General features: G+C 54.1%; 27 protein-coding genes. 20 read left to right on the top strand and 7 right to left on the bottom strand.

What is annotated here, in order from left to right; translation table 11 throughout:
• Positions 1-64: 64 nt before the first annotated feature.
• The 10 genes from KB235_RS10165 to hisE are packed head-to-tail and all read left to right on the top strand — an operon-like array spanning position 65 to position 7,012.
• A complete protein-coding gene (locus KB235_RS10165) occupies positions 65-988 on the top strand; it encodes an ATP phosphoribosyltransferase regulatory subunit (RefSeq protein WP_034804886.1) in 924 nt (307 codons plus the stop codon).
• Positions 985-1,593 (top strand): ATP phosphoribosyltransferase, encoded by a 609-nt coding sequence (gene hisG / locus KB235_RS10160; RefSeq protein ID WP_034804884.1) that lies wholly within the window; start codon positions 985-987, stop codon positions 1,591-1,593. The genes KB235_RS10165 and hisG overlap by 4 nt, the downstream gene beginning before the upstream one ends.
• Positions 1,590-2,804 carry a histidinol dehydrogenase gene (gene hisD / locus KB235_RS10155; RefSeq protein ID WP_034804882.1) on the top strand — a complete coding sequence of 405 codons (1,215 nt, stop codon included), beginning with the start codon at positions 1,590-1,592 and terminating at the stop codon, positions 2,802-2,804. The genes hisG and hisD overlap by 4 nt, the downstream gene beginning before the upstream one ends.
• A complete protein-coding gene (locus tag KB235_RS10150) occupies positions 2,801-3,817 on the top strand; it encodes a pyridoxal phosphate-dependent aminotransferase (RefSeq protein WP_211779588.1) in 1,017 nt (338 codons plus the stop codon). Before hisD ends, KB235_RS10150 begins: the two co-directional genes overlap by 4 nt.
• Positions 3,804-4,391 (top strand): imidazoleglycerol-phosphate dehydratase HisB, encoded by a 588-nt coding sequence (gene hisB / locus KB235_RS10145; protein ID WP_034804875.1) that lies wholly within the window; start codon positions 3,804-3,806, stop codon positions 4,389-4,391. Before KB235_RS10150 ends, hisB begins: the two co-directional genes overlap by 14 nt.
• On the top strand, positions 4,388-4,975 hold the full coding sequence (gene hisH / locus KB235_RS10140; protein WP_211779587.1) for an imidazole glycerol phosphate synthase subunit HisH: 588 nt from the start codon (positions 4,388-4,390) through the stop codon (positions 4,973-4,975). Before hisB ends, hisH begins: the two co-directional genes overlap by 4 nt.
• Positions 4,953-5,666, top strand: coding sequence for a 1-(5-phosphoribosyl)-5-[(5-phosphoribosylamino)methylideneamino]imidazole-4-carboxamide isomerase (locus KB235_RS10135; RefSeq protein ID WP_211779586.1), 714 nt, complete (start codon positions 4,953-4,955; stop codon positions 5,664-5,666). Before hisH ends, KB235_RS10135 begins: the two co-directional genes overlap by 23 nt.
• Positions 5,659-6,426: an imidazole glycerol phosphate synthase subunit HisF gene (hisF, locus tag KB235_RS10130; RefSeq protein WP_034804865.1), complete on the top strand. Its 768-nt coding sequence runs from the start codon at positions 5,659-5,661 to the stop codon at positions 6,424-6,426. The genes KB235_RS10135 and hisF overlap by 8 nt, the downstream gene beginning before the upstream one ends.
• The gene (gene hisI, locus KB235_RS15855) at positions 6,375-6,707 is read left to right on the top strand and encodes a phosphoribosyl-AMP cyclohydrolase (protein ID WP_034804863.1); all 333 of its coding nucleotides are present in this window, start codon (positions 6,375-6,377) and stop codon (positions 6,705-6,707) included. Before hisF ends, hisI begins: the two co-directional genes overlap by 52 nt.
• Positions 6,704-7,012: a phosphoribosyl-ATP diphosphatase gene (hisE, locus tag KB235_RS15850; RefSeq protein WP_029335255.1), complete on the top strand. Its 309-nt coding sequence runs from the start codon at positions 6,704-6,706 to the stop codon at positions 7,010-7,012. Before hisI ends, hisE begins: the two co-directional genes overlap by 4 nt.
• Before the next feature lie 39 nt (positions 7,013-7,051).
• Here the strand turns inward: hisE and KB235_RS10115 are convergent, their stop codons facing one another.
• Positions 7,052-7,975: a DUF7916 family protein gene (locus tag KB235_RS10115; protein WP_211779585.1), complete on the bottom strand. Its 924-nt coding sequence runs from the start codon at positions 7,973-7,975 to the stop codon at positions 7,052-7,054.
• An 84-nt stretch (positions 7,976-8,059) separates the two neighbouring features.
• Between KB235_RS10115 and KB235_RS10110 the strand changes: the two genes are divergently transcribed.
• The gene (locus KB235_RS10110) at positions 8,060-8,617 is read left to right on the top strand and encodes a maltose acetyltransferase domain-containing protein (RefSeq protein WP_034804959.1); all 558 of its coding nucleotides are present in this window, start codon (positions 8,060-8,062) and stop codon (positions 8,615-8,617) included.
• 61 nt (positions 8,618-8,678) lie between these two features.
• Here KB235_RS10110 and KB235_RS10105 read toward each other — a convergent pair whose 3' ends face one another.
• The 6 genes from KB235_RS10105 to KB235_RS10080 all read right to left on the bottom strand — a co-directional run bounded on the left by KB235_RS10105 (position 8,679) and on the right by KB235_RS10080 (position 12,405).
• On the bottom strand, positions 8,679-9,683 hold the full coding sequence (locus KB235_RS10105; protein ID WP_211779584.1) for a pyridoxal phosphate-dependent aminotransferase: 1,005 nt from the start codon (positions 9,681-9,683) through the stop codon (positions 8,679-8,681).
• Positions 9,680-10,441, bottom strand: coding sequence for a transporter substrate-binding domain-containing protein (locus KB235_RS10100; protein WP_211779583.1), 762 nt, complete (start codon positions 10,439-10,441; stop codon positions 9,680-9,682). The genes KB235_RS10105 and KB235_RS10100 overlap by 4 nt, the downstream gene beginning before the upstream one ends.
• 125 nt (positions 10,442-10,566) lie before the next feature.
• Positions 10,567-11,094: a P-loop nucleotide/nucleoside kinase family protein gene (locus KB235_RS10095; protein WP_211779582.1), complete on the bottom strand. Its 528-nt coding sequence runs from the start codon at positions 11,092-11,094 to the stop codon at positions 10,567-10,569.
• 117 nt (positions 11,095-11,211) lie between these two features.
• Positions 11,212-11,562, bottom strand: a complete 351-nt coding sequence (locus KB235_RS10090; RefSeq protein WP_034804848.1) for a VOC family protein — start codon at positions 11,560-11,562, stop codon at positions 11,212-11,214.
• Positions 11,559-11,858, bottom strand: a complete 300-nt coding sequence (locus KB235_RS10085; protein WP_211779581.1) for a P-loop NTPase family protein — start codon at positions 11,856-11,858, stop codon at positions 11,559-11,561. Before KB235_RS10085 ends, KB235_RS10090 begins: the two co-directional genes overlap by 4 nt.
• A gap of 46 nt (positions 11,859-11,904) precedes the next feature.
• On the bottom strand, positions 11,905-12,405 hold the full coding sequence (locus tag KB235_RS10080) for a hypothetical protein (RefSeq protein WP_034815271.1): 501 nt from the start codon (positions 12,403-12,405) through the stop codon (positions 11,905-11,907).
• Between the two features lie 140 nt (positions 12,406-12,545).
• On the opposite strand from KB235_RS10080, the gene KB235_RS10075 reads away from it, so the two are divergent.
• The 9 genes from KB235_RS10075 (at position 12,546) to nrdG (ending at position 23,713) form a co-directional block, all read left to right on the top strand.
• On the top strand, positions 12,546-14,009 hold the full coding sequence (locus tag KB235_RS10075) for a phytoene desaturase family protein (RefSeq protein WP_034815273.1): 1,464 nt from the start codon (positions 12,546-12,548) through the stop codon (positions 14,007-14,009).
• Between the two features lie 14 nt (positions 14,010-14,023).
• On the top strand, positions 14,024-14,446 hold the full coding sequence (locus KB235_RS10070) for a GNAT family N-acetyltransferase (protein ID WP_211779580.1): 423 nt from the start codon (positions 14,024-14,026) through the stop codon (positions 14,444-14,446).
• 107 nt (positions 14,447-14,553) lie between these two features.
• Positions 14,554-14,982, top strand: a complete 429-nt coding sequence (locus KB235_RS10065; protein ID WP_034815278.1) for a YlbF/YmcA family competence regulator — start codon at positions 14,554-14,556, stop codon at positions 14,980-14,982.
• Positions 14,983-15,031: 49 nt separating this feature from the next.
• Complete coding sequence (mutS, locus tag KB235_RS10060; protein WP_034815280.1) at positions 15,032-17,560, top strand: DNA mismatch repair protein MutS; 2,529 nt, start codon at positions 15,032-15,034, stop codon at positions 17,558-17,560.
• Between the two features lie 4 nt (positions 17,561-17,564).
• The gene (mutL, locus tag KB235_RS10055; protein ID WP_211779579.1) at positions 17,565-19,370 is read left to right on the top strand and encodes a DNA mismatch repair endonuclease MutL; all 1,806 of its coding nucleotides are present in this window, start codon (positions 17,565-17,567) and stop codon (positions 19,368-19,370) included.
• Positions 19,371-19,532: 162 nt separating this feature from the next.
• Positions 19,533-20,201 (top strand): 50S ribosomal protein L25/general stress protein Ctc, encoded by a 669-nt coding sequence (locus KB235_RS10050; RefSeq protein WP_029335235.1) that lies wholly within the window; start codon positions 19,533-19,535, stop codon positions 20,199-20,201.
• Positions 20,202-20,409: 208 nt separating this feature from the next.
• Positions 20,410-21,243: a formate/nitrite transporter family protein gene (locus tag KB235_RS10045; RefSeq protein ID WP_034815488.1), complete on the top strand. Its 834-nt coding sequence runs from the start codon at positions 20,410-20,412 to the stop codon at positions 21,241-21,243.
• Positions 21,244-21,429: 186 nt separating this feature from the next.
• The gene (locus tag KB235_RS10040; RefSeq protein WP_081852649.1) at positions 21,430-23,280 is read left to right on the top strand and encodes an anaerobic ribonucleoside triphosphate reductase; all 1,851 of its coding nucleotides are present in this window, start codon (positions 21,430-21,432) and stop codon (positions 23,278-23,280) included.
• Entirely contained in the window at positions 23,258-23,713 is a 456-nt protein-coding gene (gene nrdG / locus KB235_RS10035; protein WP_211780952.1) for an anaerobic ribonucleoside-triphosphate reductase activating protein, read from the top strand. The genes KB235_RS10040 and nrdG overlap by 23 nt, the downstream gene beginning before the upstream one ends.
• The last annotated feature ends 35 nt before the right edge of the window (positions 23,714-23,748 follow it).

Genomic DNA, 23,748 nt, shown 5'->3' with positions numbered 1-23,748 from the left:
GTTTGATAAATTTAACACACTACTTTAGTTTGGTAAAGTGATAATAAGATAAAGGGTGATACAGATGATTTGGTTCAATACGAAAGGTTCCATCCCGGAAGGATGGCATGAATTAGAAGACGTGGACGTCGTACGTCCGAAACAATGGATGCTCTCTTTCCTCGAACAAGCGACGACGAACGGATATCGCGTCATCGAGCCGCCGCTCGTCGAGTACTATTCGCATTACCAAGATCTCGCCTTATTCGATGAATCGGCCTATTATCGGTTGTTCGGCAACGATGGGGAGTTGCTCGTCATGCGACCAGACTATACGCTTCAAATCGCACGGAAACTGGCAGATGGGAACGAACCGATGCGCGTCGCCTATGCCGGTGCCGTATACCGCCGGACCCCGAAACATTCGGGCCAGCCGCACGAACGGCAACAACTCGGGCTCGAATGGATTGACGGTGAGGCGGCCGACACGGAATTGATTGAATCGTTCTTGTCGATGACAAAAGACATCATGCCTCGCCGAGGATTGCGCATTCAAGTCGGTTCGGCCGCACTCGTCGCATCAATCGCCGAGGCGGCCGGCATACCGGAACGGACGCTCAGACAGTATTTGGCGCTCCGAAACCTCGAGTCGCTCCGCGAGCTTGCCGTGACATACGACTATCCACTCATCGCCAAGTTGCCATTTTTAATTGGCGACTCGGCCGTTGAGGAATTGAAACAAGAAGCCGATTCGAGCCTGACGGGTAACATTGAAGACGTCGAGCGTGCCGTCGAGCATTTACGGGCCATCGGTTTGAACGCTTCCTACGATTTCGGACAGACGGGCGACTTCGATTACTATTCGGGACTGACCGTCACCGGAACGATGGACGGTCGTCGTGTCTTGTCTGGCGGACGCTATGACTCGCTTTACGGTCACTTTGGCCAATCGCGTCGAGCGTTCGGATTATCACTCGATTTAGAACAGTTAGGTGAGGTGATCTCATGAAAGTGGCAATCGCGAAAGGTCGCATCGAAAAAGCGGCACGAGACTATTTCGAACAAGTCGGATTGACCGTCTGGCCGGAGAAACGCGGCCGTGAGTTGACGGTCGAAGTCGACGGGCACGAGTTCATCTTCGTCAAAGGCGACGACGTCTATAAATACGTCATGCACGGCGCGGCAGACGTCGGCGTCGTCGGCGGCGACATTTTACGTGAGAAGACACCTGGTGTCCTCGAAGTCGTCGACTTGCCGTTCGGTCGCTGCCGAATGGCGGTGTGTGGCCCGAAACAACGGAAAAACGGGACGAAGAAGTTGAAAGTCGCGAGCAAATATCCGAACATCGCCATCTCGCACTTCGCATCGAAGCGACAAAACGTCGAAGTGATCGCTTTGAACGGGTCCGTCGAACTCGCTCCATTGACCGGCCTTGCCGACTGCATCGTCGACATCGTCGAGACGGGGGCGACGCTTCGGGCGAACGACCTTGAAGAATACGAGACGATTTTTGATATTAACGCCAAGTTCATCACGAGTGAGACGGCGCTCGCGAACGATCCGGACGAATTGAAGGCATGGATTCGTCGTCTTAGCAAGGAGGAAGGCGCATGAGCTCACAAAACCGGACACGACGTGAAACTTGGGCTGAAGCGGTCAAACCGATTCTTGAGGCCATCGAGACGAGAGGAGACGAGGCACTCCTCGAATACACGGTTAAGTTTGATGGCGTCAACCAAATCGAAGCTGTCGATTTGACTACGTTCACACCACCGCCGGCTTATGACGAGCTGACGGACGCGCTGACGCTCGCCGCAGAGCGGATCCGTGCGTTTCACGAACGCCAACGCCGAGACGACGACGTCTTCGAAGACGAGATGTTCCGACTGGGCCGCCGTTACATGCCGCTCGACTCGGTCGGTGTGTACGTTCCGGGCGGGACGGCCGTCTATCCGTCTAGCGTCCTCATGAACGTCATCCCGGCAAAAGTGGCCGGCGTGAAACGTGTCGTCATGGTGACACCGCCAAAACCGGACGGGATTGACGTCTCCTTATTGATTGCCGCTAAAATCGCCGGGGCCGATGAATGCTATCTCGTCGGTGGCGCCCAAGCGGTCGCGGCGCTCGCGTTCGGCACGGAGACGATTCGGCCGGTCGATAAAATCGTCGGCCCGGGGAACGCCTACGTCGCCACCGCGAAAGCGCTCGTCTCTCACATCGTCGGCATCGATTCGGTGGCAGGACCTTCCGAAGTGCTCATCATCGCCGACGAGACGGCCAATCCGAAATGGGTCGCGGCCGATCTCCTCGCCCAAGCCGAGCACGACGTCGAGGCGACGGCGCTCGCGCTCGTCTCGACGGACCGGATGGCTCGCGCCGTCAAGGAAGAGCTCGCACGTCAACTGAGCGACCTCCCCCGACGAGACATCGCCATCGAGGCGCTCGAACGCGGTGGTGTGGTCGTGAAGTCAAAAGATGAGGCGATTCGCCAGGCGAATGAGATGGCGGCTGAACACGTCCAACTCGCCGTCGAGAACCCGGACGATTATATGAAACAAATTCGTCACGGTGGTTCATTCTTCCTTGGTCACGAGGCGGCCGAAGCGTTCGGTGACTATATCGCTGGACCGAACCATGTCTTGCCGACGAGCGGGACGGCTCGATTCTCGAGCGGGCTGTCGGTCGATGACTTCTATCGGCGTCAGACGTTCCTGCAAATGACGGAACTCGACGAGACGGTGACACGGGCTGCCATCCGAATCGCCAAACAAGAACAGTTAGAAGGGCACGCTCGAGCGATGGCGGCCAGATTGGAGGACGTATGAGACAACGATACGAAACGATTCCGCGTTACGTCCCACATGCGGTCAAGGGACATGCGTTAAATCAAAACGAGAGCCAATCCGAACTTCCCGAGCGAATCCAAGACAAGATTCGTTCAATCGACTTGACCGGTTTAAGCCGTTATCCGGTCGACGAGTTGATTCGCCTGAAACAACGTTATGCCGAGTATGCGGGTGTCGACGTGAAGCAACTGATGGTCGGTAGCGGCAGCGATGAGTTGCTCGCCATCCTTTGCCAAGCACTCCTCGACGTCGAAGACCTCGTCGTCGCACCGCTCCCGGACTTCTCGATGTATGGCATTTACACACAAATCGCCCGGGGGCAGTTCGTTCAACCGGATGAAGACGGATTGTCGTTTGACTCGCTCATCCGGACGATCGAGGCGAACGAGCCGAAGCTTGTCCTCGTCTCGAACCCGAACAATCCGACCGGGAAAATGTGGACGCATGACGAGCTCGAGACGCTCGCGTCGCGCGTGCCGTATCTCGTCGTCGATGAGGCGTATATCGACTTCACGATGATGGATGCCTTCACATTAAAACTCGAGACATATCCGAACGTCATCATCCTGCGGACGCTCTCGAAAGCGTTCGGTTTGGCGAACTTACGAATCGGATTCATGATCGCAGACGAGACGTTAATCGCGAACATCGATCGCTTCCGTTCGCCGTTCAACGTGAGCGGCTTGAGTGCCGCCGTCGCCGCCGTCGTGTTAGAGGACTCGGCATACATCCGAGACGCCGTGGCGTTCCATAACGAGCAACGTGAAAAGTTGGTACGGCTCTTACGACCGGTCGGGACAATCCTTCCGAGCCGCGCCAATTTCCTATACGTCCAAACACCGGACAGTGAGATGTGGGCGGAGCGATTCCTCCAACACGGGGTCCACGTCCGGGCCTTCTCCGACGGCATCCGAGTCAGTGCGGGGACGGATGAGGCGTATCGATTGATTCAACAAACGATAGAAGAGGTGAGTTCACTTGAGAACAGCTGAAACGAAGCGTGAGACGAACGAGACAAAGATTGAACTGAAACTAGATTTGAACGGGACGGGACAGAGCGATATTCAAACGGGTGTCGGGTTCTTCGACCATATGCTGACGTTGTTCGCCTTCCATAGCCAAGTCGATTTATCGGTCCAAGTCGAAGGGGATACGTGGGTCGATGCCCATCATACGGTCGAAGACGTCGGGATCGCCCTCGGCCAGATGATTTTAGAGGCGCTCGGTGACAAAGTCGGGATTCGCCGTTACGGTACGAGCTACCTCCCGATGGATGAGACGCTCGCACGCAGTGTCGTCGACGTGTCGGGCCGGCCGTTCCTCGTGTTTAACGCCGACATCAAAAATCCAAAGCTTGGCGACTTTGATACAGAGCTTGCCGAAGAGTTTTTCCGCGCGGTCGCGATGAACGCCCGTTTGACGCTCCATCTTGAGGTGCTCTACGGTTCGAACTCGCACCATATGGTCGAAGGATTATTCAAGGCGTTCGGTCGCTCACTCGCCGAGGCGATTGGACAAGACGGGTCGAACCGTCTGCCTTCAACGAAAGGACGGATCGAAGGATGAACGTCGCGGTCATTGATTATGGGATGGGGAACGTCTTCAATGTCGAGCGGGCATTAAAGGCGATCGGTTGTCACGTTGTCATTACGAACGATCCAATTGAGATTGAGGCGGCGGATGCCATCTTGCTACCAGGTGTCGGTGCTTTCCCACAAGCGATGGCATCGCTCCATGCGACGGGGCTCGTGCCATTGCTGAAACAGATGGCGACGGAGAAACCGTTCCTCGGCATTTGCCTCGGGATGCAGTTATTGTTCGACTCGAGTACGGAAGGTATGTTGACTGAAGGACTCGGGCTCATCGAAGGACGGGTCGAACGGATGCGGGCGAAGCGGTTGCCACACGTCGGATGGAACTCGATTTTACGCGATGAGGACGTGTATTTCGTCCATTCGTATCACGTCGTGACGGATGAGGCGAATATCGTTGCGTCAGCCGACTATATGGGCGAGCGCGTCCCGGCCATCGTCCAAGACGGTCTCGTCACGGGGATGCAGTTTCACCCGGAGAAGAGCGGGACGTTCGGATTACGTTTATTACAAGAATGGAAGGAGTCGGTCGAACGTGAGATTACTACCGGCAATTGATTTAATCGATGGTAAAATCGTCCGCCTGACAGAAGGGGATTTCAATACGGAAGAACAGTACGGGGACCCTTATGAAAAGTTGAAGGAATGGCGAGGGCGCGTCCCGATGCTCCACTTGATCGATCTCGAGGGAGCGAAAGCGGGCGAGCCGAGACACCTTAACGTCGTCCGTTTCGCGAAAGAATGTGGCTTTTTCGTCCAGACGGGCGGGGGCATCCGTTCAGTCGAAGCACTCGATGCTGTCATGGAGACCGGGGCCGACCGCGTCCTGCTCGGGACGAAGGCGTTCACGGATCCAGATTTCTTGGATGCGGCGCTCGTCAAATACGGTGACCGCATCGCCGTCGCGCTTGACGCGTACGACGGGATGGTCGCCGTCAACGGCTGGCAAGAGGCGACGACGTTACGCGATATCGATGCCGCGAACGATTTGGTCGCTCGTGGCGTGAAGACGATTCTCTACACAGATATCGGGTCGGACGGAAAGTTAAACGGCCCGAACCTCGAGCGGATGCGTGCGCTCCGTGCAGCCGTCTCGGTCACACTCATCGCTTCAGGCGGCGTGACGACAGAGGCAGACGTCCAGGCACTAAGCGACGCACAGATTGACGAGGCCGTCGTCGGAAAGGCGTTGCTTTCAGGGAAAGTCAGTCTCGACCAATTAATTGAGTGGGAGGCGCGTCATGCTTAAACGACGAATCATCCCATGTCTCGATGTAAAAGAAGGCCGTGTCGTCAAAGGCGTCGAATTCGTGGCGCTACGTGACATCGGCGATCCTGTCGAAATCGCGAAATATTATGATGCGTCTGGTGCCGACGAACTCGTCTTTTTGGATATCACGGCGAGCACCGAGCGCCGCCAGACGATGCTCGATGTCGTCAGTGCCGTCGCCCGGAAAGTATTCATCCCGCTCACGGTCGGCGGCGGCATCCGTTCGCTTGAAGACATCTCTTCGCTTTTAAAAGCAGGGGCGGACAAAGTGTCGCTCAATACGCTCGCCGTCGAGTCACCGGATTTGATTAAACAGGCGGCCGAACGTTTCGGGTCACAATGTATCGTCGTCGCCATCGACGTTCGCTTCGAGGACGGGGAGTACTTCGTCTACACGTATGGCGGCAAACAGAAGACGGAACTGCGCGCGATTGATTGGGCGAAACGAGTCGCCGAACTCGGGGCAGGTGAACTGCTCGTCACGTCGATGAACCAAGACGGGAAGCAGAGCGGATATGATTTAGCGATTCTCGAGCTTCTGCGCCATGCGGTCGATATTCCGATCATCGCGTCAGGCGGGGCCGGTAACGCAAATCACGTCGTCGACGCGCTCGAACGTGTCGATGCGGCGCTACTCGCTTCGATTCTACATGACCGAAAAACGACAGTGGAAGAGGTGAAGCACGTATGCAGCGATCACAACTTGCCGATGCGGTTCGTTACGATGACAACGGACTGATTCCAGCGATCATCGTCTCGACGGAAGACAACGCCGTGCTCATGCTTGGCTATATGAACGATGAGGCGATTCAACAGACGCTTGAGACGAACACGGTCACATTCTGGTCGCGCTCGAAAGGCCGACTTTGGATGAAAGGCGAGTCGAGCGGGAATACGCTCGAACTGGAGAGCATTCACGTCGACTGCGATCAAGACGCGCTCCTCGTCCGCGCCCGGGCCAATGGGCCGACGTGTCATACGGGCAATCGAAGTTGCTTTTTCACGGAGGTGGAAGGATGATTCATGAACTCGAGAAGTTGATTCAAGAACGGAAGACGACACCGAAAGACGGATCGTATACGACGTATTTGTTCGAGTCAGGCGTCGACAAAATCGCCAAGAAGTTCGGTGAGGAGTCGTTCGAGGTCGTGATTGCAGCATTACAGGACGAGAACGTCGTCGAAGAGGCGGCCGACGTGATCTATCACTTGCTCGTCTTGCTCGCAGCGAAAGGCGTCTCGCTTGAAGACGTCGAGACGCTCCTCAGTGAGCGGCACGGCACGACGACACCAGCGAAACCACGTCGGGACGTCGAAGACTGGTAAAAACGAAAAGGAACGAAGCCACGAGGCTCCGTTCCTTTTTTAGCGATTGACCGAGGCGGCCATACGGATGTACGTATGACGTCGGCCACGGATGGCAATCGATAACGCTTGAATATTTTCCGGTGTGGCGATGCCAGACAGTCCGGCGTCCCCGATGTGAAACACGTCCGTCCCGCCACGTTTCGAGGATAAGGCAATCTCCCGAACCGTCGCCTCGTCGGCCCCTTCTTGCGAAGTCCCGATGGCGGCGACGACGAGCTTATTGAGTGCTTGAATATCGCGGGTGACTTCGAAAAACTCGTCCTCACGAACACCAGGCACGGTTCCTGGTGCTGGAATGAGGATGATGTCCGCTCCAGCCTCGGCGAAGCGCGTATAGGCTTCACGGTCAAGGACCCGACCGACCCCGGCTTGATGCATCTTTCCGGCGATGATGACGCCAGCGAACTCTTGCCGGGCACTGATGATGGCTTGTTCAATGGCCTCGTTCGTCACACCGGTGTTCGGGTTGCCGGTCAGGCAGATGAAGTCGATGCCAAGTTCAGACGCTTTCGCGAACGCTTCCCGTGTCGCGAGCCGTCCTTGTTTCACATCATACATATCCGCCGACTTCTCAGAAAAGTCGACCGGCTCCAAATTGACGCCGATCGGTAGTCCGACGAGCCGTTTCAATTCGAGAATCGGATTGTCGGACATCGACTCCCCGGGAACGTTCCCGAATAAAGCGTGACTTTCTAGTCCTTTAATATACGGGTGGAACACGTCGAGCATGTTCAACAGAATCATGTCGGCACCGAACGCCCGGGCGAGTTCCGCGTTCGTCACTTCCGGGTAGAGCGGTTGGACCGTTGGGATGACCTCGGCGAGGACGGTCCGTCCTTCTGCTTTTTGAATCGAGGCAAGTAAGTCGTGACGGTTGAACGTTAAAAAATCACTGGCTTTGCAATCAAGAATCCGTTTCATGTCGCTTCCTCCTCTATGTCGTCATCACTCTATTCCCCGTTTTTTCATAAATTCCTCTATACTGGAATGGAAATGGGGGAGATCATATTGACGGAAAAAGAGAAGATGATTCGTGGCGAACGATACTTAGCAGGCGACAAGGAACTCGTGGCGGACCGGAAACACGCGAGACGCCTGACAGAACGCTTCAATGCGGCCGGGATTGACGAATTGGAGACACGTAAAGCCGCACTGAAAGAATTGCTCGGTACGACGGGGGAATCGTATTATGTCGAACCGACGTTTAAATGTGACTACGGCTACAACATTCATCTCGGGGAGCGCTTTTTTGCGAATTTTGACTGCGTCTTTTTAGATATTTGTCCGATTCGTTTCGGCGATGATTGTATGCTCGGACCGGGTGTACACGTGTATACGGCGACCCATCCACTCGACCCGACCGAGCGCATCTCCGGCGTCGAGTTCGGGAAACCGGTGACAGTCGGGCATCGGGTCTGGATTGGTGGAGGCGCCATCCTCAATCCAGGTGTGACGGTCGGCGACGACGCGGTCATCGCATCCGGCGCGGTCGTCACGAAGGATGTTCCGGCTAAAGCGGTCGTCGGGGGTAACCCGGCACGCGTCATCAAGACGATATCTTAAGACACCACAACAAAACACGCCCGAACGCGTCGATTGGATTCCGACGGTTCTGGGCGTGTTTTTATGAAGGAATGATGACGTTCCATTTCGTCAATGCTCCTCGAGTCGCCTCGAGTGCACCACTGTTACCGAGTGTGACCCGAATCCCGGTCGCTTGGCGCGAGACGTGAATCCCATGTGAAGCGAGATGTTGCCACAACGCTTCAGGCTCGTCGACCGTCACATAGAGGAAGTTCGCCTCAGACGGATAGACGTCGCCCACTTTCGAGAGCAATTCAAACCATTGCTCGCGTAGGTGGTGATGCCACGCGATTGCCTCTTGCACGTATGAAGCGTCCGCTAGAAACAGGTTCGCGATTTTCGCGCTAAAGCCACTCACGTTGAATGGTGGCACGAACTGCCGGAAGTAACTCGCCAGGTCGCTGTTTGTCACCATGAAACCAAGACGGATGTTGGCGAGACCGAACGCCTTCGATAACGTCCGAAGCACGATCACGTTCGGGAAAGCATCGAGACGTGAAACCATGCTCGCGTCCGGCGTGAAATCGATGTACGCCTCGTCGACGACAAGATACGGCACGCGACTAGCGAGTTCGCTCAGCTCGGCAACGGTCCATCGTTTTCCGGTCGGATTGTTCGGGTTTGACAGCAACAGTAGCTTTGGTTCATGCTCCGTCACCGATGCGATGAGACCGTCGAATGACAAATCGTTCGTTTGAAGGTGGCGTCCGTGCGCAATCGTTGTAAAAATCGGATAGAGGGCGAAATCCGGACTTGGAGACAAGACGACGTCTTCAGGCGACAAGAGCGCCTGCGTGACGACATGAATCATCTCGTCACTACCACATCCGACGAGCAGCTGATTCGGTTCGACCCCGGCATAGGCGGCGTAACGCGTAAATAGCTCATCAATCGGCTGAACCGGATACTCGTGTAAGTCATCGAACGATATGGAAGACAGTTGCTGTTTGATACGGTCCGGGACCGGGAACTGGCTCTCGTTTTGATTCAAGCGAAACCCGGACGGATAGGTGACCGGATAAATCGGCAATGAGACTTGTCTCATTCCGTCGGCTCCATCGAGAACCATTTCTTCGTCAATTCATCGATTTCACCTGACTCCATCATCTTCTGCAGCTCGTCATTGAACTGGTCACGCAAGTCGTCGTCTAACTTGAAGGCGGCCGCTGACCCTTTCTCGCCATCTTCTTTCAACGCGAATGTGTAGAATCCTTGATCTTGGTCTAAGTATTTCTGGGCGACCGTGTCTTCGATGACCATCGCATCGATTCGACCTGTGTTCAGTTCTTGTACGATTTCAGGAATCTTGTTCAATGAGACGAGCTCTGCGTCTGGTGCTTGTTCTTTAGCGATGTTTTCTTGAATCGAAGCCGTTTGGACGCCAATCTTTTTGCCGGCGAGCGCTTCAATCGACTGGAGCGATTCGTCTTTTGACATAATCAAGTTCGTCGCGGATAGATAGATGTCTGAGAAGGCGGCGTTTTGCTTCCGCTCTTCGGTCGGCGTCATGCCGGCCATGACAAAGTCGACCCGACCGGCGTTAAGTGCACCGAGTAGACTCCCGAAGTCCATGTCCTCAATTTTTAATTCATACCCGAGACGTTCCGAGATGGTTTCGGCAATCTCGATATCAAATCCGACGATGGCGTCCCCGTTGGCCGTGTCGACGAATTCATATGGGAAGTAATCGGCGCTCGTCCCCATGACGAGTGTCTTTTTCTCTTCGCCCGTCGTCTCTTGACTGCAAGCTCCAAGTGCGATGGCACTCACGACGAGTGCTCCTGTTAACAACCATTTCTTCATATAATAATTCCTCCTTCACGATATGAGACTAAGTGTATATGTATGATTATTAATTGTAAAGTATAAAAATACAAAAGCAATTAAAAAAATGCATCCGATCTGAAGGCGCAGGATGCAACAGGTGTTCAATCAATCGCTTGAAGATAGGCGATAATGTCAGAAAAATATGTCTCGAGCGGGCGATTCGTGTCGATTGTAAGCGTATGCATATGCGCTGGTTTTTTACTACCTGCGACAGTCCGATGAAAATCTTCTGGTGACACGCTTCTGATTTGACTGAGCTTCCGGTTTCGTTCCCGCAGCCGGCGATTGATTTCATCGATGTCATCGACGAGACACTCGACGTATCGATAAGTGGCTCCGCTATTTTCTGTAATCGCTAGGCCGCGCTCAATCATCACGTCATATAGACAAGGGCTATCCAAAATGACGTTTCGCCCTAAAGACAAATGGAACTCGACGAGCGCCCAATCGAGATCATAAGCGATTTTTCCGGCCAGCCCGGGGTCGAGCGAGTGTTGTGCGGTTGATTCGAGCAGTGCCGTCTTCGTGACATCGTGATCGACGATGACCGCATCCAGTCGTCTGGCGATTTCGCGAGACAGCGTCGATTTGCCTGACCCGGGGAAACCGGACATTTGAAGAAAAAACATAGGGTATCCTCACGTTTCGTTTGATTTCCCGATGGTGAATCCGCCGAACGGGGAGAGCGTCTCATCGACGTAACGGATAAGCGCGTCGGATTCGTTCGTATGCTCCTACTCCCCCCGTCAGCATTGGCACATCATCAGGACGTTTCCATCCGGGTCTTTGAAATGAAACCAATGGTCGTGTTCAATCGGGGTTAAAATGTCAATTTGTCGTTGCACCATATGCGCGTATGCTTGGTGGATATCCGGCGTGTTCAAATGGAAAAGTGGCGTCTGGATGACGTTCGCTTCAGAAAAAATCTTACTATCGAGTACGAGATTTGGTCCGTTTAACGGGACGACATAAAGATGTCCGAACAGGATGTCTCCATCTGTCGCTAAATCAAACAGCTGACAATACCAGTCCCGGGACGTCGCAACGTCGCGGACGGGAATAAAGACGGTCCCGATTTCTGGGAGAATTGGATTCATGGATTCGCCTCCAGTTGATTCGCTACGAAACGACGGACTTCGGCCCGTGAACGCAGAATCATGATGTCTTTTTCGGATTCAAGTTTGTGTAAATGCTGTCGAATCACTGGTCGCTGCGACTTCGGATAATCCCACACCGACTTCAAGAACTTCGGGTCGAACCGTTCCTCACAACCGGAGCCCATGTCCGGACGTGTCTGGCCGTGATCGGACAGCATGCGCTTCAAGACGCGATACGTCCAAACGGTCCTCGGCAAGTCGAGAAATATAGTCGTGTCGGCAGCGGGAAGGCGCAATGAGGAATCTTCTTTGCATTAGAAATTACCTCTCGCATGTTGAATATCATGATTCTTCTGATTCTAGGATACGCCATTTTTCTATGACGCCGTCCTCTTCGTATAAGACCCGCACTTCCATTTGATTCAATACGAGCCGTTGCTCCGTTGCGAATAGGATGATTGGATAACCGATCGACAGCGGCTCGTCCGCCTCGAAGACTGGGCTGTGCGCCTGCATGGCGTAATAGCCATCCGAACGCGTATTGGCTGCCCCGGCATCGACTTGAATGACCGTCTCAAACCCCTGTAGTCTCAGGACGTAACTATACGTCGTACGAGCCCCTCGTTCGAGCCGCCATTCTTCAATCTTCGCTTCACGTCCGTCATTCGTTTTCTCCAGTAACACTTGTTGCGCCGTATACTCGCGTTCATAAGGGATCATCTCTTGAATGTTGACGGCCGTCATCGTGGCGACTTTTTGTGATTCTTCCGATGCCGGTGTGATGAGAATACCGATAAAAATCAAGATGGGAATCAATAAGTAAATGATGACCCGACTTCGCATATGCCTTCACCTGTCCTTTATCGATTTTTTCGCCATCAATCGAAAGAACCCTGCCTTTAGCCCGAAAAACATCGAGCCGACACGTCGAATCATCACGATTGAACGTCTGCCATGTATGATGGACGTAGGAGGGGATGGATATGCGTATCGGAGTCATTGGAGGTGGGATTGCCGGGTTGACGGCTGCCGCCCTCGCACAACGGCACGGACATGAGGTGACGGTTTATGAGGCGTCACGGGAATGGGGCGGCTGCGCCGGCAAGTTCGAGCGAGGCGACTACTTGTTTCCGGCCGGGGCGACGCTCGGTATGGGGTTTGAGCCGGGCGGGCTCCATGACCGCGTATTGCGCCATTTAGAAGAGACGGTCCCGGTTCGGCCGTTACAGGAAGTCATGGCGGTTCACTTGCTCGACCGGACCGTCGTCTATGATCAGGACCGCGATCGTTTCTTACGTGAACTCGAAAATAAGTTTCCGAGTGAGGCGAACCATGTCCGCGCGTTCATGAAAGAGATGTGGCGAGACTTTGAGACGCTCCGTCCATTGTTTGAACGGTTGCCGGCCTTGCCGTTTCGTAGTCGACAAGACGTCTTCGTCGCGGTGGAGGGACTAAATCCACAGCTTGTCGCCGTCGCGCCGAAACTCTATCGTCCGTTGCAAAAGACGCTTGCCCGTCATCAGCTGAGCGGGACGGTGTTCGAACAGTTTATTGATGGGATCTTGCTCGACAGTCTGCAGACAGGGGCGAAAGACGCGAGCCATCTGCTCGCCGCGGTCGCCTTGTCGATTTACCACGAAGGCGCGTTTTACGTCGAGGGGGGACTGTATCAACTTGCCCACGCGCTCGAACGCGCACTTCGTCGAGACGGCGGGACAGCACTACTTGGTCGTCACATCACCTCGATCGAACCGGTGAGTGACGGTTGGTTGCTGACGGATCGGCGCGGTCGGCTCGACATCGTCGATACGGTCGTATCGGCCATCCCGCTCGAGGCGACGAGTCAACTACTGACCGGGAAGGACGCGAAATCGTTCAAGCGCCAATATCGGCGTCACTTGAGCCGTTCGCAGTGGGGCACGTTTAGTCTATATATTACGCTCCCAGAACACGTCTGTTTGAACCGGCCATTGTTCCAACAAGTGTATACGGAGCATTTACCGAGCGGCCATGCGTTTTTGTCGATGTCAGCAGGCGGCGACGTGTTGCGTACCGACAAGCCCGAGCGGACGGTGACGGTGTCGACCCACGTCGACCTTTCGGAATGGAAGGATTGGAAACAGCGCGCCGTCTATGAGAAACTGGAACATGAATGGACCGAGCGTTTGATTGAGGCTGTGCGCATCGGATTCCCAGGTTGGTCGGGGCACACGAATCTCATGCTTCCAGGAGGACCGGGCGCCTGGGTGAAGTATACGAAACGCCCGAACGGTGCCGTCGGCGGCTATGCACAGACGCCGCGTCAATCATTGTTTCATGCCGCGAGTTATCGGACGAATCTTCCGGACTTTTTTGTCTGCGGGGACACGGTGTTTCCAGGCGCAGGGACGATTGGCGCGATGACGAGCGGGTTGCACGTGGCCCGGGCGCTCGGCGTGACGTTATAAGGAGACGATGCAAGATGATGAAAAAGCGATTTGATGAACTGACGACGCGTGAGCTGTACGCGCTCCTTGCCCTACGGACGGAAGTGTTTGTCGTTGAACAAGAATGTGCATATCAGGAGGTTGACGGGAAAGACCTCGATGCCGTCCATTATTGGGTGGAAGAAGGGGGCGAAGTCGTCGCGGCCTTGCGTGTTTTAGTTCACGCTTTACCCATTGCAATCGGCCGGGTCGTGACGAGACCGGGGCATCGGGGCAACGGCTATTCGCGTCAATTGATGCAGGCCGCGGTCAACGATTACGGGGGAGAAACCCTCTACTTACAAGCGCAGACGTATGTCGAACCGTTTTATGCGAGTTTCGGGTTCGAGCGGACGAGCGATGAATACGATGAGGACGGGATTCCCCACGTCGACATGGTACGAAAAAGCAACGCTTGAACTGAATCCATGATGTACCTTTCCGAATTCGTTCATGGTAGAATGATGGAGAACACTCGCGCACGTTTCGTGCGATCACATTATAGACAGCAAAGGGGTTTACGAACGTGACTGACCAACAAGTGATTGAAAAAGCAAAAGAATTGGCCGAACTTCTCGCGAAGACGCCAGAAGTGGCGCGTTTCAAAGAAGCAGAGACGAAAGTGAACGAAAGCGAACGCGTGCAAACGCTCATCAAACGCATCAAGTTCTTGCAAAAAGAAGCGGTCAACTGTCAACACTACGGGAAGACAGAGGCCCTCGCGAAAGTCGAACAGAAAATCGACAAAGCAATGGACGAGCTTGACGCGATCCCGGTCGTCCAAGCGTTCCAAGAGACGCAAGTTGAGGTGAACGACCTGCTTCAATACGTGACGGTGACGCTTGCGAACTCAGTGACCGACCGCATCATCGAATCGACAGACGGCGACGTACTCGCTGGTAAAACAGGAAGTGGCATGGCGGCCGAGAAATCACGCGGCGGCTGCGGATACTAACAAACAGCTGGCCTCTGGTCAGCTGTTCTAATTTCTAGAGGTGAAAAAAATGGAAATCATACATCAAACCCCGATGATGAAACAATACTTCTCAATCAAGGCGGACCATCCAGACGCCTTTTTGTTCTATCGACTTGGCGATTTTTATGAGCTGTTCTTTGAAGACGCGCAAATCGTAGCGAAAGAACTCGAATTGACGCTCACATCGAAGAACGGGAAGAACGCGGAACATCCAATCCCGATGTGTGGCGTGCCCCATCACTCGGCCGCGATTTATATCGAACAGTTGATTGAAAAAGGGTTTAACGTCGCCATCTGCGAACAGATGGAAGATCCAAAAGCGACGAAAGGGCTCGTCAAACGGGAAGTCATCCAAGTGATCACACCTGGGACGTATATGGCCGCCCTCGGTGACAAGGAGAACCGCTATCTTGTCGCGGTGACGAACCATCCACTCGGCTACGGGGTGGCACGCGGCGATGTGACGACAGGTGAATCTTGGCTCACGACCTTGCCGACGCGAGAAGCCGTTCGCCGTGAGATGGAAGGGCTACTCCCGAACGAGGTGCTCGTCTCGGACGAACGTTTGAAGGACGTGTTGGCACCGCTCGGGATCCCACTCTCGGTTCAAACCGACCGGATCGATAGCGACTTGGCCGTTGACGCTAGAGACGAGGCGCAACGAGACGCGTTCGCCTTGCTATACGCGTATTTGACACGAACACAAAAACGTTCGCTCGACCACTTGCAACCTGCCGTTGCCTATGAAGTCGAGCAGCACATGCAGCTTGACGCCAACACGGCCCGAAACTTGGAATTGTTCCGCTCGGCCCGTTCCGGGGAACGGAAAGGGTCGCTCCTCGCCCTGTTAGACGAGACGACGACCGCGATGGGAGGGCGACTATTAAAACGTTGGCTCGAACAACCGCTCTATACGGAAGGGGCGATAGAAGCGCGACTCGATGCGGTCGAAAACTTGTTAGACGACTTCATGTTACGTGACCAACTCCGCGAGCAGTTGAAGTACGTATACGATATCGAGCGTCTCGTCGCCAAGGTCGGATACGGGACGGCAAACGCCCGCGACCTCGTGCAGTTGCGCGATACGTTATCCCGCATCCCGGACGTGCGCGCCCTGTTACAAGCGGTGACGGCGTCAAGGCTTCGTCAAATCGATGCGGAACTCGATTCGTTTGAGGAATTAGCGGAATTGCTTCACCGAGCGCTCGTCGACGCACCGCCCATCTCGACGAAGGAAGGCGGCATGATTCGAGAAGGGTATTCGAGCGAGCTCGACGAACTGCTCGAAGCGAAAGCGAACGGGAAGACGTGGATTGCCAACCTTGAACAACAAGAGCGTCTTGCGACCGGAATCAAGTCGCTCAAAATCGGTTATAACCGTGTGTTCGGTTACTATCTTGAAGTCACGAAAGCGAACGCGAAGCTGCTCGAGGAAGGGCGGTATGAACGGAAACAGACCCTAACGAACGCCGAGCGTTACGTCACACCGGAATTAAAAGAAAAAGAGGCGCTCATTCTTGGGGCCGAAGAGAAGAGTTGCACGCTCGAGTATGACTTGTTCGTGGCACTTCGAGACGAGGTCAAGCGCGAGACGAAACCGTTGCAGCGGCTTGCCCGTTCGCTCAGTGAACTCGACGTCTTGCTCAGTCTCGCCATCGTCGCCGAAAAACGGGATTACGTTCGCCCGACGACGGCGAAACATGTTCAAATCGACCGCGGCCGCCATCCTGTCATCGAAACGGTGCTCGGGCGCGGCGAGTACGTCGCGAACGACTTGACGCTTGACGACTCGCGGCGGATGCTCCTCATCACGGGACCGAACATGTCCGGTAAGTCGACGTACATGCGTCAATTCGCACTCATCGCCATCATGCATCAGATCGGTTCGTTCGTCCCGGCCGAAGCGGCCGAGCTCCCATTGTTCGACCGTATCTTCACGCGAATCGGGGCAGCCGACGATTTAGTCAGCGGCCAGTCGACGTTCATGGTCGAGATGACCGAGACACGTCAAGCCGTCACGGAAGCGACGGAACATAGCCTCATCTTGCTCGATGAGATTGGACGCGGGACGTCGACATATGACGGGATGGCGCTCGCGCAAGCGATCGTGGAATATATCGCGGCCACGATCGGCGCGAAGACGCTCTTCTCGACCCACTATCACGAGTTGACCGTGTTGGAACAGACGATCTCGACGCTAGAGAACGTGCACGTCCGCGCAGTCGAACGTGATGGTCGCGTCGTCTTCTTGCACGAGGTCCACCCAGGCAAGGCGGATAAATCGTATGGGATTCACGTCGCCGAGTTGGCCGACTTGCCGGCAGATTTGATTGACCGGGCCCGGTCCATTTTAGAGCACCTCGAAGCCGAACCGGCGCCGGATGAAGCGAAGCGAGAAACACGCCCGACAAGTGAGACGGATGTGGCCCAGCTGTCCTTGTTCGAGAAATCGGACAGTTTAACAGACGAACTGCTCGCGCTCGATTTACTCGCCATGAATCCGATTGAGGCGATGCAGGCGCTCTATGCGCTACAACAAGCTGCGAAGAAAGGATGAGACGATGGGAATCATTCAAGAACTCCCTGAACAGTTAGCCAACCGAATCGCGGCGGGCGAGGTGGTCGAGCGACCCGCCTCGGTCGTCAAAGAACTCGTTGAGAATGCGATTGACGCCGGCGCGACGAAGATTGAGGTCGAGCTCGTCGAGGCCGGGATTCGGCTCATCAAAGTCCGGGATAACGGACACGGATTTTATGAAGATGACGCACCGCGCGCTTTTCTCCGTCACGCGACGAGCAAGATTCGCGACGAGCATGACTTGTTCCGCATCCGAACGCTCGGTTTCCGAGGCGAGGCCCTCGCGTCGATCGCCTCGGTTAGCCACGTCACGCTCAAGTCACGCCGCGCTGAAGAGGTCGGATTTGAGATGACGCTCGAGGGAGGGGTCTTGACCGAGACGAAGCCTGCGGCAATGAACGTCGGAACGGAGATCACGGTCAGCCAGCTGTTTTACAATACGCCGGCCCGGTTGAAATATTTGAAGACATCGGCGACCGAACTCGCGAGCATCACGGATACGTTGAATCGTATCGCCCTGTCTCATCCAGAGGTTCGTCTTGCAGCCTATCATGAAGACAAGGAGTTGTTGCGGACGAACGGAAACGGCGACCTTAAACAAGTGATGCTCGCCATCTACGGACGCCAAGTCGCCTCTCAAATCGTGACGGCGTCGAGCAAGACGAACGACTATAGTTTGAGCGCGTATCTCGTCCGTCCGGAAGTGACCCGTTCGAATAAACAATACGTGACGCTCATCTTGAACGGACGCAGCATCAAAAACTTCGCCCTCACCCAAAGCGTCCTCGAAGGCTATCACACGCTACTCCCGATCGGCCGTTACCCCATCGCTGTGCTCGAAGTGAACATGGACCCGATGTTGATCGATGTCAACGTTCACCCGACGAAGCGCGAAGTCCGGCTCTCAAAAGAAAAAGAGTTATGTCAATTGATTCGAGACACGGTCCAACTGACGCTTCGTGAGCAACGCCTCATCCCGACGGTCCAACCGAAACCGAAAGTGGAACGCGCCCAGACGGAACAAGCGCGACTCGACTTTACCGTCGAGCGCTCGCCTGAAGTGAAAGAAGAGCCGGCATGGAACTACCCGATACCACGTGAACCGATCACGTCGCCGAGCCAGTGGGCACCAACGCCTTTGAACAAGGAAGTCTCGCCGAGGCACGAGCCTGATTCGGAGGCCACCCCGATGAAACAGAAGACGGAGCGGCTCCCCGAGCTCGACGTCATCGGGCAATTACACGCGAGTTATATCGTCTGTGGCGGCGAGGACGGCATGTACGTCATCGACCAGCACGCCGCGCAAGAACGGATCAAGTATGAACTGTTCTATGAACAACTCGGGAATCCGGGGAAAGAGTACCAGCTACTCTTGTTACCGCTCACGCTCGAATTCACCCAGCAAGAAGCGCTCGCCATCGAAGAAGTGCTGCCGCTCTTAGAAGAGGCCGGGATTCAACTCGAGCCGTTCGGGGGGAACACGTTCCTCGTCCGAGAGATTCCGACGTGGTATCCGCAACACGACCTTGAAGGAACGGTTCGGGATTTAGTCGAGATGGCGATTCGCGATCGTTCGATTGACCTTGCCAAATATCGCGAGGAGGCGTCCATTTTGATGGCATGCAAACGTTCGATTAAAGCGAACCATCCGTTGAACGTCGAGATGATGCGCCAACTGATTCACGACTTGTCGGAGACAGCGTCGCCTTACACGTGTCCGCACGGTCGCCCAATCCTTGTTAAATGGAGTACGTACGAACTTGAGAAACTGTTTAAGCGTGTCATGTGACAACGTTGTAATCTTTTTTAACGGTCTGTAACGTTTACCCGATGCGTGACGTGGGAACATTATACACATGTCGCTCAACGCATCGAGGTTGAGAGGTGGCTCTTTCACTGCCTCACCCTCAAGATGTAGACATGATCCATTAACCAGTAGGGGGAAAAGATTATGGCAGACAAGCTTAATGTAACGAAACGAGAGTTACGACCACGATCGGTCCGTGCAAACTTACGCAAAGAAGGAAAAGTGCTAGGTGTCGTTTACGGCTACAAAGTCGAGAGCACACCAGTCGCGTTTGAAGAGATGGCACTTCGTAAAATCCTTCGTGAGCATGGTGATAACGCCTTGATCGAACTCAACATCGACGGCAAGAAAGTGAACACGCTCGTTCACGGGACGGAAGTTGACCCGTTCACGAACGAGTATAAGCACGTCGAGTTCATGGCCGTGAAGATGGACGAAGCAACAGAAGTCGAAGCGGACGTCACGCTCGTCGGCGACGCGAAAGGTGTCAAAGAAGGCGGCTTCTTGGCACAAACGCTCTATAAAGTCACGGTATCGGCCACACCTGCCAACATCCCAGAGCGCATCGAACTCGATGTATCTGAACTTGGCATCGGTGACTCGGTGACGGTAGCGGACATTCCAGAAAACAAAGACTACGAGGTTGTCTCGGATGGCGAACTTCAAATCGCATCGGTTAATGAGCCGGTATCACTTGAAGAGCTTGAAGCAGACACAGATACTACGCAAGAAGGTGAAACTGAAGCGACTGAAGAAGAGTCGGCTGAAGCATCTTCGGAAGAGTCTGAAGAGAAGTCTGAAGACAAAGAATAAGCTCGATCGAACGACCCTTTGCGAAGGGTCGTTTTTTTCGTCACAAATCCGACATATGTAAACGATTACGATGTGAAAAATGTGTCAACATGATCCAAGGTCGATTGCAATTTATTGGATTCGGGCTTATATTGTTAATGATTTCACACGTTCGTTCTTATTATAAAGGTTCATTCAAACAGAAAGAAGGGTTTGTGACATGGCATCAATGGAAATCCATGCACTTGAATCATTGCGAAAAAAAGCCCAGGCGTCATCGCACATGATTCATTATCGGCCAATGGAATACTTTTTACGGGCGATGCTCGCCGGGATCTTTATCGGGTTCGCCGCCATCTTCACACTAAAAGTCGTCAATGGCATGTATCTGCTTGATTCGCCGTTCACGACGCTCATTGGCGGCTTTTCGTTCGGGATCGCACTCGTGATGATCATTTATGGGGGAGCTGAGCTGTTCACGGGGAATACGATGTACTTCACGACGTCGACGTTGCGCGGATATACGACGCTCAGTGATACGATGCTCGTCTGGCTATTGTGCTTTGTTGGGAATGCAGTCGGCGGAATTTTGTTCGCCATATTGCTTGCCCCGACCGGAATCATTCAAGAACTTGGGATGAACAACTGGTTGTTCGCCGTCGTCGAGAGCAAGATGCACCATACGACGGTCGAGATTTTCTTCCGTGCCATCTTCTGTAACTGGATGGTTTGCCTGGCGATTTTCTTGCCGAAACAAATGAAAAATGAATTTGCGCAAATCTTCTCGATGATCTTCCTAGTCGCGGTCTTCTTCGCTTCAGGATTCGATCATGTCATCGCGAACTTCGTTTTGTTCGCGCTCACGCTCGTCGTCCCGCACCCAGAGACAATCAGTTTCGCCGGGGCGATTCACAACTTGGTTCCGGCGACGTTCGGAAACATCATCGGAGGTGCCTTGTTCATGGGGGCCATCTATACGTGGTTGAACGCGAAAGGATTGCGGGAAGCCCAAGAGTCAGAAGAAGTCGAGTTGACGATCGTCAAACCTGCTAAAGAAGTATGACTTATATCACGAATCGTAACAGTCGAGTCCCTGCCTAGGGTTCGGCTGTTTTTTGTCATGTTTGCCCTATAAAGATGTCACAAAGTCGTCCCGCATAAATGCCTGCGAACGTGACATAATCTATATATAGATGATTGGTTCGCTGTTTACAGCGAATGGATTCAATATATAGTGAGGTGTTGCAGGGTGAATTTAATTCGATTGTATGAAGATGTCTGTGTCCTCCCTGACCAGGATTTGGTCCAAGAAAACGCGAACGTGGACGGCAAGTCGCCGCTCGGGAAGCTGGCTCGCTTGTCCTCGGAAGTGTCAAAAGAACTCGCGACGACGTACTTGTTGTCCGAACGCTCGCGACGTGCGGTCGCCGATAATTTTTTATACATTCACGATGCAGACTATTACGTGACGGGCTCAACGACGTGTTGCCAAATTCCGCTCGGTGACTTGCTAATGAACGGCTTTCACACCGGACATGGGACGATTCGGCCCCCGAAAGACATCCGGTCGGCGATGGCACTCGCCTCGATTATCCTTCAGGCGAACCAGAACATGCAGCACGGAGGACAGGCGTTCCCAATGTTTGACGTTGATTTAGCTCCCTATGTGGAGAAGACGTATGAACGTCACCTCGAACGACTCCGTCATCTCCCGGTCGAGTTGACGGACACCGAGATGCGTACGATTGCGGAAGAAGAGACGATTACGGCGACGTATCAAGCGTGCGAGGCGTTCATCCACAACGCCAACTCGATGCATTCCCGTGGCGGTGGGCAAGTTCCGTTCGTTTCCATCAACTATGGGACGGATACGTCACGATGGGGCCGAATTTTTATTCGGGAACTGTTACGCGCGACCGAACGCGGTCTCGGGAATGGCGAGACACCGATCTTCCCGATTCAAATTTTTAAAGTAAAAGAAGGCGTCAACTTCCATGAGGGAGACCCAAACATCGACTTGTTTAAACTCGCTTGTCGAGTGACAGGGAAGCGGCTGTTCCCGAACTTTTCCTTCATCGACGCCCCGTTCAACGCGCAATACAATGACGGTACGCCGGAGTCCGAGGTCGCCTATATGGGTTGCCGGACACGCGTGATGGGCAATCGGCACGGCGCTGAGACGTCGATCGGACGGGGAAACTTGTCGTTCTCGACACTGAACTTGGTAAAGATGGCCCTCGTTTCATCTGACATCAAAGCGTTCTATCGTATGCTCAACGACTATTTCGACATCGCAATCGAGCAATTACGCGACCGGTTCGAATACCAGTGCAAACGCCGAGCCGATGAATTCCGTTTCCTTTACGCGCAACATGTTTGGCGTGGCGGCGAGACGCTCGCTCCGGATGACGAGGTCCGCGACGTATTGAAGCAAGGTACACTCTCGGTCGGTTTTATCGGGCTGGCCGAGACGTTACAGGTTCTATTGGGGTCGACCCATGCCGAGTCGCGAGAAGCTGAACGACTTGGCCTAGAGATCGTGACGCATCTAGCCGAGCGGGTGAAAGAAGCGGCCGACCGATATGATCTAAACTTCTCGCTCCTTGCGACCCCGGCGGAAGGGTTGTCCGGCAAGTTCGTCGTGAAAGATCAGGAAGCGTTCGGGATGATTGAAGGCGTGACCGACCGCGCGTTCTACACGAACTCGTTCCACGTGCCAGTCTATAAAGATGTCTCGATTCGTGAAAAAATTAGAATTGAGGCGCCTTACCATGCCCTTTGTGACGCTGGCCATATCACGTATGTCGAAGTCGATGGTTCCCTTGCCCATAATTCGGAAGCCGTCGAGGCAATCGTTAGACTGATGCGTAAACATGACATTGGCTATGGGTCGATCAATCACCCGGTCGATCGTTGTGGGAATTGCGGACTTGAAGGCATCATTGATGAAGCATGCCCGACTTGCGGGGAGTCCGAGCAAATTGAGCGTATTCGCCGTATCACAGGATATTTGGTCGGCACAATGGATCGATGGAACTCGGCAAAACGGGAAGAAGAACGAGCGAGGGTGAAACATGATGCGCGTCCTATCCGTCATTGAAGATTCGGTCGTCGACGGGCCGGGAATCCGTACCGTCGTCTTTACAGCGGGCTGCCCGCATCACTGCCGAGGCTGTCACAACCCGGAGTCATGGAATCCAGCCGGCGGGGAAGAGGTGTCAGTTGAGACACTTCTAGAACAGATCCAAGTGTCTGGGTGGGACGGGGTTACCGTTTCAGGCGGTGAACCGTTTATGCAACCGAAAGAGTTGGCGGCTCTCGTTCGGGGCTGCAAGCGATTGGCAAAAAACGTTTGGGTTTATACCGGGTATACGCTTGAGTTACTTGAACAGATGAATGACGAACACGTGACGGACGTGCTCAATCAAGCCGACGTGCTCGTCGACGGGAAATTCATCGAGTCCCTAAAGGACCGATCGCTCCGGTTTCGAGGTTCGAGCAATCAGCGCATCATTTTTTTGAACAAAGTGTGATCGGGGCGAATCGCCTCGATTTTTTGTATACTCAT

The organism is Exiguobacterium alkaliphilum, from assembly GCF_018138125.1.
GTDB classification, from domain to species: domain Bacteria; phylum Bacillota; class Bacilli; order Exiguobacteriales; family Exiguobacteriaceae; genus Exiguobacterium; species Exiguobacterium alkaliphilum.
Note: the sequence above shows the minus strand (reverse complement) of the source record. Positions and strands in the feature narration are given on the sequence as shown.